The organism is Amycolatopsis sp. NPDC003865, assembly GCF_053605345.1.
Genome location: NZ_JBSGJA010000020.1, coordinates 117,171 through 129,718 on the forward strand (window position 1 = coordinate 117,171; position 12,548 = coordinate 129,718).

At 63.7% G+C, this 12,548-nt stretch carries 5 protein-coding genes; all 5 read right to left on the minus strand.

What is annotated here, in order from left to right; translation table 11 throughout:
- Positions 1–273 precede the first annotated feature (273 nt).
- Entirely contained in the window at positions 274–5,640 is a 5,367-nt protein-coding gene (locus tag ACWEVP_RS37365) for a sacsin N-terminal ATP-binding-like domain-containing protein (protein ID WP_452067289.1), read from the minus strand.
- A gap of 232 nt (positions 5,641–5,872) precedes the next feature.
- Positions 5,873–8,935 carry a type I restriction endonuclease subunit R gene (locus ACWEVP_RS37370; RefSeq protein ID WP_452067290.1) on the minus strand — a complete coding sequence of 1,021 codons (3,063 nt, stop codon included), beginning with the start codon at positions 8,933–8,935 and terminating at the stop codon, positions 5,873–5,875.
- A 1-nt stretch (position 8,936) separates the two neighbouring features.
- Positions 8,937–10,148, minus strand: coding sequence for a restriction endonuclease subunit S (locus tag ACWEVP_RS37375; RefSeq protein ID WP_452067291.1), 1,212 nt, complete (start codon positions 10,146–10,148; stop codon positions 8,937–8,939).
- Positions 10,141–11,730 carry an N-6 DNA methylase gene (locus ACWEVP_RS37380; protein WP_452067292.1) on the minus strand — a complete coding sequence of 530 codons (1,590 nt, stop codon included), beginning with the start codon at positions 11,728–11,730 and terminating at the stop codon, positions 10,141–10,143. The genes ACWEVP_RS37375 and ACWEVP_RS37380 overlap by 8 nt, the downstream gene beginning before the upstream one ends.
- Before the next feature lie 5 nt (positions 11,731–11,735).
- Positions 11,736–12,074, minus strand: coding sequence for a hypothetical protein (locus ACWEVP_RS37385; RefSeq protein ID WP_452067293.1), 339 nt, complete (start codon positions 12,072–12,074; stop codon positions 11,736–11,738).
- Positions 12,075–12,548 lie beyond the last annotated feature (474 nt).

Sequence of the window (12,548 nt, forward strand, 5' to 3'; positions counted from 1 at the left end):
AGACGGTTCGGCGGCACGAGGCTCGAGCACGTACCGCCGCGCGCGGTTAACTCCGCGGTGAGGTCCTCGACGATCTCGCACACGATCAGGTGCGAGCGAGCTCTGGGTTTCGTAAGACCAAAAGGCGCGAAGCTGCGTCCAGGCAGCGGAAAACGGACCAACCGGCGAAGGACCATGCGACGGGTCCCACGGTGGACACGACGGTCCTCAAGATGCTGCGGTTGACCGATCGTGTTGTTCGTAAGTAGCGCGTTGACGATTGAACGCACCGATTCAGTCTGCGGTGGCGTACCGCAAACGAATTCCCTGCCCCACGAATGAGAACAGGTCGCGGGAGGCAGCACTGAATGGGTTGGGTAGTTGAATGATGCGCCTTGACCGGTCCAAGGCGTGAGTGATGACGAGTAGTCGCCAGCGGTTGTTGCGAGCGTTCTCTTGTGCGCATCGCACCTCGCTTTCTCCGAGTTGGATCTCGCCGCCGTCTCCGGTGGTGGCCTTGACCTCGAACATCCGGTTACCCCCGCTGAAGGGGACCGTGATGTCGTATCCGCACCCGTCGTCCCCCAGGTCTCCGGTGAAGCAGACCGCTCGGTTGGTCGACACCCAGCTTTCCTCGGTCACCTGGCCCGGGTAACGACGTAGCAACCACTGATAGGCCAGCCACTCCCCGGCGAAGCCGATCGCGTTCAGCTGTTCCGCCGACGGTCGCGAAACCGGTCCTGCCCAACGTGATCCAGGCTGTCCACCTCGCTCACGGGATTGGGAGCTCACAACAGCGCGCAGGGGCGTGATCCGTGCGCGCGTCTCGAGGAAGCCAGGAGGGCCGTCGTCGAGGGACTTCTCCAGAGTGTGGCGTAGGTTCTCCAGCCCGTCCCGCAAGTCCAGCACGGTGCCATCGACATCGAGGACTCGCTTCGCCCGTCGCTGCTCTTCCGCTCGCCGCTGCTCTTCGGATTTCTCCGCGCGCAGGTCCTGTTCGGTGAGGCCTAGTTCGTCCAGCTCTAGGCTCGCCGGCATCGCTGCGGGCCACACCCGGACGGCACGCAACCAGGAGATCAGAAGATCCCCGTCCAGCCAGGTGAAGTCGAGGGCGCCGACGGCGACCAGCGCGTTCACCGCGGGAAGCGTCGAGGTGGGGCTAAGGTCGACGGCGGGCTTATCTCCGCCATTCTTCTGATGCCACGCGTGCACCTTGGGTGCCGCATCGCGGAGCAGATCCTCGGCGAGGTTGCGGTTTCTCTCGCGCACCTTCTCCATCTGCATCAACTTCGGGCCGTCAACCGGCAGGGGCTTCCCTGCACGGTCTGCCAGCTGCTCCTCAGCGGCTATGATCACCTCAGCGGCGGTGACCTCATCTCTGGTGTAGCGCCATTCGTCCAGTGGTCGCAGTGTGGTCAGGTCGCGCAGGTCGGCCCACTGAGCGATCGGGCGCACCGCGGCATGTTCGTCAAGTAGCGCCCAGCGGAGGCGGTCCAGCAGGCGGAAGCGGTTGTCCGGGCGCAGGACGACCATCCGGAACGTCTCCTCGTGCCGCGCGCCGTAGTCGATCGGAGCGGTACCGGGTGACACTGCTTCCAGCGCCTGGTTGATTTGAGCCAGGGAGACCCCCAGTTCGGTCCGCAGCTCGTCCAGATTGTTCGCACGCTGCGCGGTATCGAAGAGCAGGTCCGGCTCGAGCGGACCCGGGAGCGCAACGGCCCGCAGGGCATCTCGCACCGCGGATTCCGTCGGGTTTCCGTCATGTGCCGACAGCGCGGAGTCGAAGGTGGCGGCGGCCTCGGGCCCCCAGAAGTGGTGAACGATCGGCCGGAGCCGGGCGAGAATCTCCCCGGGCGCGATACCCAGGTGGTTCGCGGTGTAGGCCAGGGCTTCCGGCTCGACTTCGCAAGCGTCGGCGAGCACGGCGACGTTCGGCGCGTCGTCCAGGCCAGCGCCGCTCTGCCGCAGCCGGGAGACGGCCAGACGCAGCAGTGAGGCCGAGCGGGCCTGTTCCACCAACCGCAGCACGGGTTCCGCCGCGGCGTCCACCAGATCCCAGCTCATCCGGAATGACGCCGGTGATCGAGCGAACACCAGCGTCGGATACTGCGTGTCCGGCACGGGCAGGACGCCGCGTAACCGGGCGGGCGCGGGTCGGGCCTCCTCGGCGACCCGTACGACAACATCCTCAGCGACAACAAACCTGATCGCGCCCAGCGCTGTCGCGATCTCCCCTAGCCGCGTCGGCCCAGGTCGCTCGTGCGGTGGGGTTCGGTGCTCTAAGAGCGCCGCCACGGCGGTGACTAGCCACGGGAGTTCCGCGACCAGCAGCGGAGCGTCACTGGTCGGTGTGAACTCGGCGCCGTCCAGGAGGATCCGGATGTTCAGCTGCGCTGGGCGCACGGCAGCGCCCTCGGCGAAGACTTCGAGCACCGCGTCGGCGTGGCGGTCGAGGTGCAGCACGGAATACTCGAAGTCCGTCACCACCTGGCGCAAGAAATCGTCATCGGCATGCTCGGTGATGACCACTGGCTCCTCGGGTGAGAAGTCCGATATCTGGCGAACTTCTGGGACGCCGGCGGTGCTGACGATGAGCGAATGCAGCCACGTGTCCAGCTGGCTGGCCCATGTGGCTTGGTAGAGGAGCGCGCTCCATGTGTCCCTGTAGGTGTTGCGCAGCGCGGGCACGAGGTTGGCCTCGACGAGGCCGCTGCTGAACAGCTCCGCCAGATACTCGAGCTGACGCGCCGACTCCTCGGGATCGTTCCAAGTCGGCATCGCGACGCTCCGCAGCCGCTTCGCGATCCGCGAATCGGCATCCACGATTGTGCGAAGATCTCGCCGCAGGAACGGGGCGAAGCGTGGTGGGAAGCCATCGCGATCGGTGCGGAAGTGCCAAGTACGCCGTGGCACCTCGAAGGACTGTCGTCGCGTCCGCGGATCATCGACGACTAACCACGCGGCCTCCATGACGAAGGTTCCGAGCGGTGTCGGGACCCGCTGGGGGTCTTTATTGCCGTCCCGGTCCCGTTCCCACGACATCTGCAGGTAATTGTCTGGCCACGTCGACAGCCCGATGAGGACGAGCTTGGCGTACGCCTCCCGCGCCGGCCCGGGCAGGAACTCCTGGCGGTCCTGCCCAGGCAGCCAGCTGATCGGCGTCCGGGTCAGGTAGGGTGTCTCGGGGAATTCCGCGCGCGATCGGTCTGACAGACCCGCCTTCCACGCTGCTTGGATCCCCGGAGGCACGGATTCATTCAGCACCAGACGGTCTCGTGACAGGCGGTTGCCGTTCAGCTTCCGGGATTCCCGAACGCGGCGAACCGGCAGCTCGTCTCGTACTCCCAGCTTGCGCAGGAACTCGACCCACTCCTTGACGTTGTCGCCGGAGCGGAGAAGTGCCGCGGGCGGAACAAGAATCCGCCGCGCCAGCTGATTTAGCTCGCTGGAAGCCTGTTCCTCGACAGCAGTCACGCTCTCCAAGAGTGTGCCGTTCGTGTCCGGCCAGGAGGAGGAGAACAGGATCTCGTTGGCGAGAAGGCGTTCGCCACCCACTGTCGGCAGTCGAGCGCCAACTCCCCGCAGGTCGAGCACGGCCCGGGTACCGCGCTGAAGGTCGTAGAGAAAACGAACCGCGTCAGCGTGGACCCGCCGTCCGCTCGTAGCGCCCAGGACCGACCGGACGTGGTCCACCAGCGACCGAGCGTCGAAGCGGCTAACCAGGCTGTTGCTCAGCAGTACGCTGCGCGCTCTCGTGACCTTCCGGTTCTCGTCGTGCCAGGTCAGCTCCGGATGCAGCAGGACGATGCGGTCTTCGAGGCCTTTGGGGAGCGTGAGGTCGATGTCAGGATCGATGTCCTCCTCGCCTTCGGTGATTTGCCGCACCGGCGGGAAGAATGGAGTTGGATCGTTCCTGCGCGTGTTCGGAGGCCTTCCTCCTGGCCGCCGGCTCGCCGGGTCGGGCGGTGTCAGGCATGGGACCAGTTTTTGGTCCTCGTCCAGGAGGATGCGGCGACCTCCCAGGTACCAAGCGTCGGCTCTGCGCTCGAAGAGCACCGCGACGTCGTCGTACAGCGCATTCCAGCTTGGGATCGGCAGCCGCTCCCGCGCGCACCACCCCGCCATCGCCTCGACCGCCTCCGCCAGTCGGTCCGCGGTGAGATCTATGGAGTCACCGAGAGCGCGCGCGGTCCCTCGGAGACGATCAAGGCGCTCGCCGCCCAAGCTTGCAGGCAGACAGGCCACCCCAGCGGCCCGCTCGGCGAGTTCGGGGGTCAGCACTTCGCAGTCCTGTCGCGGCCACAGCCAGACGTCGGGCAAAGCCACCGACCCACCGGTCGCGGACGGGAGCAATATCGGCCGACGATCCGCTGCGCGCGCGAGGTGGCCGACATCGGTTCCCGACCAGCTGACCAGGTCCACTGCAACCTGCCGAGGCTCAGCGTCCGGGATAACCAGGGAGCCACTGAGCAGCAGCTTGTTCGCATCGAGCGCGAGCGCGGCGACGGCGTCGAACAACATGCTGTTCAGCGGATGATCACGGATCAGGCTGCGGCGGGCGAAGTCCGTGTGGAACGGTGCGTGCAGGTGCCCGGGGAAGGGAGCGGTGCTCTCCGGTCCCATCGGCAGGTAGGTGTAGAGTCGGCGGTCCTCGATCACCCCTTCGAGGGGGACGGCGGCCGCCACGTGCGTCGGGGCTGTCCAGTCCAGCCACTTGGAGTTGAGTAGCTCCGCGTCGACCGATTCGCGAATGGCCGCTCCCAGCTCCGCCGGATCCACATCTCGGGTTACCACGAGAAAGCGTCGCTGCCCTTCGACGGTGACTACCGCAGCGGTGAGCGGCTCTTCCGTTGTCACGACGTTCAACGGTCGCACCTCGCGGCTGAGGGTCACGTCGGATTCCGGTCCTGCACCACCACTGCGTCGTAGCCGGAGTGTGCGCATCCTACTGAGGAAGAGCATCACCGGCGCCGAGTTCCGCTCAAGCTCTTCGAAGCGTTTTTCGACCTCGCCCGCTGCCACTTCACTACGCAGCGGCAACCGCATTACCGTGCGGAAACCCTGCTCGCGCAGGTTGCGGACAGTCGTTGGAGGACTCGTGATCGGCACCGGCACGGTGTAAGCGGACACGTCCTCCTGAACTTTGCGGAACGCCTCGACATCGCGGGCAATGCGCTTCAGGTCTGCTTCTGACGCGAACCGGAAGCAGTACCCGTCGCGTTCCGGGGCGACGGGATCGCAGCTGTAGATCTCGGGCCATTCGCAGATCTGCAGCACGCTCTTGAAACCCACACCCTTGTTGCCGATGCCCTCCCCAACGATCTTGCTGCTCTGTGCCAGCTTGCAGATCGCGTCGAAGCTCTCGTGGTCGAATCCGCGCCCTCGGTCCGCGACATACAGAACTCCATGCATACCCTTGTCCCGCTCAAACCACATCAGGGCCTGCCCGCGGCTGGCTCCACGGTCATGGGCGTCGTGCGCGTTCTGCAGCAACTCAAGGAGGAAACGCCCTCCATACTCGTGCGTGGTCTCCTCGATGAGGTTCTTGACACTGCGGTGAGGGTTGCTGGGGTCACTGCCGTTCAGGTAGCTGGAAACAACTCCCTCACCCCGTGCCTGGACGATCCACGTGTAGTCGATGTCCGACGTCTCCTCAGCCATTTGCGCCACTCGCAGCTCCCACGACGCCGTTGATCATCGGTACAAGTCAGCCCGCTCCCGCAGCGTTGAGCCGGGTGCCGACACGCCCTGTCTGGCTTGCCCCCACTGCCCGACGACGGAGCCACCAGCGGTTCTTTCACGAACGCAAGCCTTTGGATGGCGATGCACGCCGCCAGAACCTAGCCGCTGAGACGCCCTCCACCCGACTGCGACCACAGGTTGTGCGCGGTCCTCAGTAGTTCTCCCTCACGTATTCGTATGTCTTCGTGAACAACTCGCCAGTCACTGGGAGTCCGAAGTTCTTCAGGGCGGCCCGCAGTTCCTTCCGGACCTTCTTGTCCCCGGCGTCGCTCTCCGTCCATCCGGAATAAGCGACTTTCAGCACGATCGAGTCGATCCTCAAGACTATGTCCGGCACGATCTTGTGCAGGCCCGGGGGTGTGTTCTCCTCGACGATCTGTGTGAGCGCGCCGCGCTTCGGGTCGACGAGTGGCTCCAACTCCTCAAGGCGGCCCTCCTCGGCCGCACGGTCAGCTGCGACGACGTCCTGAGCGATCTGTAGTGCCTGCTCCAGGAACGCGAGCGACTCTTCAACGCTGGTGATGGCCTTTTGACGCAACTTCTCGATGCGTGCGGCAAGGCTCTGGTAGACCGGACTGTCGGACTCTTCCAGGCGGCGCTTCAGTCGACTCTCAATGCTGTCCAGGACTTCCTGATAGACGTCGCCCGGCTTCGTGGCCGGCGACTCGATGTCGGGGATCTTCAACTGCTCGGCGATCTTTTTGATCAGTTCGAGGCCGGCCGCGTCGAGCATGACGTTCTTCGTCCGGTTCGCGCGCACGGTCACGTTGGTCATGTGACCGTGGACGAGATCCTGCGTCTTTGCGCCGAGCCGCTCCCACAGGAAGGCCTTGGACACGTCCTTGGGCCGGATGGACTCATACACCTTTGCGAGCCAGTAGTAGGTGCCCTTGAACGGAGCGAGCATCGGGTTCGGATCGAGGAACTCCCACACTGTCTGGATCGAAACGAACCCCTCGACGAAAGCGTCACGCTGTGTAGTGCCGTCCTTGATTCGCTCGTGCGCCTCCGCCAGGGAGGCGAAACCGGAGTCGGTCTTGTCAATGCCCGCGAACATCGCGTCGAGTTTGGTCAGATCGCCCATGAACTTGGCGACCAACTGCGAGACGTCAACGATGTGGAGTTCGTCCGTCTCCCCGGTCTTGGGCTGCGTGCCGACCAACGATTCACCAATCGCTTTGGCCAGACCAATGTAGTCGACGACCCGGCCGAAGTCCTTCCGCTGCCCGGTGACGGGGTTCTTCCACGGACGGTTGGGCCGCGTAATCGTCTGAAACAGGTTCGCAGCCTTCAGCGGCTTGTCGAGGTACAGTGCTCCCTCAATGGGCGCGTTGAAGCCGGTCATCCACTTCGCGGTGACGACGACGAAACAGAGCGGGTCCTCGACCTTCTTGAAGCGCCGCTTCAGTGTCTCCTCCTGCTCATCCGTGAGCAGGTACTGCTTCAACGCGGCAGGGGTGTTCTTGGAGTCGACGACGTGCATCACGACGCCGACTTCGCGTTGCTGTCCGTCAGGCAGGCGGGCGACCGCGCCGCGCCGCTTCAGCTCTGCCTCGATGGCCTTCGCATAGGCGACGACGAGCCGCTGATTGTAGGCGACGACCTGGCCCTTCTGACCGAGTGGCGCCACGTACTTCAGGTAGTGCTCGACGATGTCGGTGCAGACCGCCGCGATCCGCTCCGGATTGGAGAGTACGGTCTCGACGTGGGAGGCCTTGCCGGAGAGGTAGACCTTCTCGTCCTCGTCCAAGTGCTCCTGGTCGGCCAGCTCCTCGAACGCTTCGTCCAGGTCCTCTTTGTTCAGCTCGAAACCTACGGAGCGTCCTTCGACGATCACCGGCTTGGTGAATCCGTCGATGATGGAGTGCTCCATCGTGTAGCGGCTCATGACGAGGTCGGGGTCGCCCGGGTCACCGAACAACTTGAAGGTGGAGCGGTCCTTGTCCTTGATCGCCGTACCGGTCGCACCGAAGAATTTGGCGTTCGGAACCGCCGCCCGCCAGGCCCTGCCGAACTTGCCCTCCTGGGTGCGGTGAGCTTCGTCCACCAGCACGATGATGTTCGACCGGTCGCTGAGGTGACCCGCCTCCGCGAACTTGTGGACGGTCGTGATGACGACACCGGGCTCGTCGCGCTTCAGGATCTTCCAGAGTTCCCGCTTGTTCGCCGGCACCGACATACGCGGCATCCCGGCCGTCTCGAACATCTCCGCCGTCTGCCGGACGAGGTCCTTTCGATCGGCGATCACGATGACGGTCGGCGTACCGACCTCCGGATCATGCAAGAGACGCGAGGCGGTGAACGCCATCAGCTCGGTCTTCCCGGAACCCTGATGATGCCAGATCAGTCCTCCCGGGCGACCAGCGAGAACCTTCGCGTGGATCGCCAGGGCAGCCTCGAACTGCGGGTACCGCGGCAGCAGCTTAACGTCCTGTTCGGAGGCGTCCCTGGCGTGCCGGTACATCGCGAAGTCCTTCAAAATCGGAAGGATCACCTGCGGCGTGAGCAGCAGCCGGGCCGCGCGTTCGACGCGGGCTGGCCCAGTCAGCTTCGGGTCATCCGTCGTCGAGCCCCACTTCGCCCAGATCTCTGAATCGGGGTCCGGGTAGCACCGGATAGGAGCCATGCGGAAGTCGAGACCTTCGGTGGCAACGTTGAAGACGTTGGTGGCGAAGAACTGCGGGTACTCGGCCTCATAGGTGCTGTAGATGTCCTTCGCCGCGTTGACCCACGACACCTGCTTCTTCACCGGGGTTTTCGTCTCGACCACGACCAGCGGGAAGCCGTTCACGTAGTAGACGACATCGAAGCGACGGGGCTTGACGGCTCCGGTGATGGTGACCTCGTCGGCGACGATCAGCCGGTTGTTGCCGAGGTCGCTGAAGTCGATGAGCCGCCGCGGCACGTGCTTGCCGTCGACGGTCACGAACGAGTGATCGCCCCGCAGCATGACGGTGAGCCGCTCGTTGGCCGCCACGAGCCCGTTCTGGGCGTCGAGGATCGTCTGGTTGATCTCGAAAAGGACCATGTCGGCGGACTCCGGGTCCTCGACGAGATCCGGGTTCAGGACGAGGAGTGCCTCGCGGGCCCACGGCTCAATAACGACGTCGTGCTCGTCCCGAGGCAGGTCTGCGCCGGGTACGTGATCCCAGCCCGCGTCCTCCGCCCATTCGAGCAGCGACGTCTGAATCGTGCTTGCCTCGGTGAAGCCCATGTCAGGACACCGCCTCCAGAACAGCGTCGTAGGACTCAGGAATCTCGACTTCTTGGTTGATGAACGCGTTAAGGAGAGTCGAACGATAGGTGCGGAGACGGGTCAATTCATTGTTCAGGCCGTCGACCACAGACCTGGCAGCGAGGACGGTCGCCGCGATCGACTTCTGATCCTTTATGGGGGGTAGCGGCACAGGTGTGGCACGTATCTTGCTTTGACTGATGTTGACCATGGAGGCACTACTTCCATTCGCCGCACCCGTCAGATGCTGACGTGACGACGTGAGTCCCAGTGCAATCACCAGAAAATCGGCGTCTAGATCCGACTCCCTGGGTACCAGCCGAAGCGTTTTGTCGGAGAGAAAGAGGCCCGAGCGTACATTTTGAGGAACACGACAGACGGCACCTACTCGGTCGGGAGTGTTCGCGCGCGTGATCAGCACGTCGCCGGGTGATACTGCAGCTTTGGCGGTCATCGCGGTATCAGGAAGCAGCGCCTTTGATTCCTCTGGAACAAAGCGAAATGGTGTCACGGCGCTCACCTTGAGAACACCGTGCTCGTCGGGCGCGGGCGGCTCACCTGTAGTCATCGGACTTTTTCCACCCTCGATGCTTACGAGGTATTGCCCGAGAGTCACTTGCTTCACGGCGCGAAGTACGTCCTCGGCCAGGATGAGGGCCCCGCGCTCGGTGGTCGTAAGTTCAGCGGCGAGTGTTTCGATCAGATCGTCCACGGCACGCATGACATCGATGATCCGTCGCTGCTCTGCGATAGATGGCAGGGCGATCTTGATCGTCAAGAAGTCGTGTGGCTTCACGCGCTCACGCCGTCCACCCATGCCCGTTGACAGGTTCTGCAGTGTGTCCCAGAGACGCTTCGTCGTCGTCAGGAGACGGAAGTAGTCCGGGAGCAGCGAAGACCCGCAGGTGAACGTTGGGAACTCTTGCGACGCGTAGACGTCGTGGAGGTCAGCGGGTGCGACAGTGATTGCCCCCTCGAAAGCCTTCAGGCGACTGTAGACTATCTGGTTTGGTCTAATCCTGTTCAGCGTCTTGTATGCGGTTTTGGAGCCAGGCATCGGCTCGCGGTAGAGAAGGCCACGGCCGCGATTCAGTATCCCCACGATGTCGTAGGTCCGGGTGGGATCGACCTCCAAGGCGTTGACGTCAAGCGTAATGATGTCTGCGAGAGCCGCCTCTTCCCACTTACTCACCGGGCACCTCGAACATGCTCAGGTCGATCCCGGCCGCAGAGAGCCGCTCGAACATCGCCGCCTCGGCCTTCAACCGCTCTTGCCGAGTATCGGCGTAGGCCATGAGAGCCGTGCCCAGGTCCGCAGTTTCCTCGGCTGCAACCTTGATATACCCGCCGATATTGAGGTCGAAGCCGTTGCTCTTGATCTCGTCGAACGGCACCAGTCGGACGTTCGCGCCGCCGTCGCCGTCCGGGTCTTCGCCGGCCTCGTAAGCCTTGATGAGGATCTTGATGTCCTCGTCGGTCATCCGGTTCTGGTTCTTGCCTTTCACGAACCGCGCCGAGCCGTCGACAAAGAGGACGTGGTTCTTCCGATCTGCGGCCTTCTGATCACGGAAGACGAGGATGCAGGCGGGGATCTCCGTCGAGTAGAAGAGGTTGGGCGGCAGTCCGATCACCGCGTCGAGCAAGTCCTTCTCGATCAAGCACTGTCGGATTCGGGCTTCCGCGCCGCCGCGGAACAGAACGCCATGCGGCATGACGACGCCGACACGGCCGGAGCCTGGCGCCATCGACGAGATCATGTGTTGGATGAAGGCGTAGTCGCCATTCTTGGCAGGCGGGACACCGCAGAAGGCACGAGGGTCGGCGGCCCAGCGGTCGGCACCCCAGTCAGCCAGCGAGAACGGCGGATTGGCGATCACCACGTCGAACTGACGCAACGCGCCATTCGCGTCCTTGAACGCCGGCGCACGCAGGGTGTCGCCGCGCTTGATGTCGAAGTCCTCGATCTCGTGCAGGAAGAGGTTCATGCGAGCAATCGAGGCGGTCGTCAGATTGACCTCCTGACCATAAACCCGGAGCGTCCGGTGATCCTTGCCCTGCTCACGAACCTGATTGATCGTCGCGACCAGCATGCCACCCGATCCGCAGGTCGGGTCGTGGACCGACTCACCCGGCTCCGGCCGGAGAACGCCGACAATCAGGTTTACGACCTCACGCGGGGTGAAGAACTCGCCAGCTTTTTTGCCGGACTCATCGGCGAAGTTCTTCAACAAATACTCGTACCCCGCCCCGAGAAGGTCGTGACTAACAGTGGACGGGTCGAGGCGAATCTCGTTGAAGGCCTTAATGAGGCCAACGAGAGTCGACTCAGGAATGCGTTCCTTATTGCCCCACGAGGCGTCACCGAAGACGCCTGCAAGCGAGCGGGCGTTGACCTTCTCGATGCGTTGGAACGCCTTCGCGATCTCGGCACCGAGGTTGGCGACCTTCGTGGTCACCTCGCTCCAGAGAGTGCCCTCGGGCATCTCGAAGCGGTGGTAGTCGGCCTCGATCTCATCGTTTAGGCCGTCGCCGTAGTCATCGAGCGCCTCGTCATGCTCGTAGACCCAGGTGTCGCTGATCCACTTCCAGAACAGCATGGGGAAAACATAGGTCTTGAAGTCGGCAGGATCGACCGGCCCGCGAAGTGCGTTTGCAGCCTGCCAGAGGCGAGTCTCGAGGTCCTGCTGAGTGATGGTCACGAAAGGTACTTCCTCCTGCTCGGCGTCAGACATATCCTGCCGTACCTCGAAGACGCCTCCGGCGACGCCCGTCAAGCCGATCAGGCCACCTCGTCCTTGATCATCCCGTACGGCGGCTGGTCAGCGTCCTTGCTCGACGGCACGCGGATCCACTGCTTCAGCTTGAAGTCCTCCTTGGCGGCGTGCTTGACCGCCGAGTCAACGAACTCAGGGATCTGCGCTTCCTGACTTTGGCGACTCCCGGGATGAAGTACTTCGCCTGCCACCCCGTCACCGCGCCGCCGAGGTTTCTCAGCGAAGTCGTGCTGGACACCCTGCGCGTTGGCCTGTACCTGATGTGCGGCGATGTTGACGTGTGCCTTGCTGACACGCGTTCCGGCAGCTGATGGTCCCGCCGTTGTGGCAGTGTCCTGCGACATCGACAACCACCTCCAACCGGTGAGTAACTCGACTGACATCGTGCCGTTAGTCAACTCCATCGAGCGATCAGTGCGGCACGTTACCGCCGATCACACTCTGCGAACTGTTCGTAGTGGCCGTGTGACCCGATCGTGCTTGAGCAGGTCGCTGGGGTGGTATAGCCAAGCCGATCGTTCCGGTCAGGTCGACGGGAACAGATGGCTCGGCCGGCGGACCGATCGTCAACCGTCACATCGCGGCGAACAAGTCCTGGCCTTCTGGCGTTCCACTGCTTCTCCAGCTCCAGCAGCCGCGGCACGCTCAGCTGGCTGCCCGACAAGTTGGCGCCCGTCTGCTGTGCCGGCATCGGCAGCCCGGCAGCGAACGCGTTGACCTGCTTCTCTTGGTCCTTGCGCGGGGCCCGATGCATGACCATGTGTCCGAGCTCGTGGGTCAGGTGAACCGCTACCGCGCAGCCGGTGCACCGAGGTTGA

Coding starts and splice junctions, on each gene's coding strand:
- ACWEVP_RS37365 (WP_452067289.1), bottom strand. CDS start 5,640: ATGGCTGAGGAGACGTCGGACATCGACTACACGTGGATCGTCCAGGCA.
- ACWEVP_RS37370 (WP_452067290.1), bottom strand. CDS start 8,935: ATGGGCTTCACCGAGGCAAGCACGATTCAGACGTCGCTGCTCGAATGG.
- ACWEVP_RS37385 (WP_452067293.1), bottom strand. CDS start 12,074: ATGTCGCAGGACACTGCCACAACGGCGGGACCATCAGCTGCCGGAACG.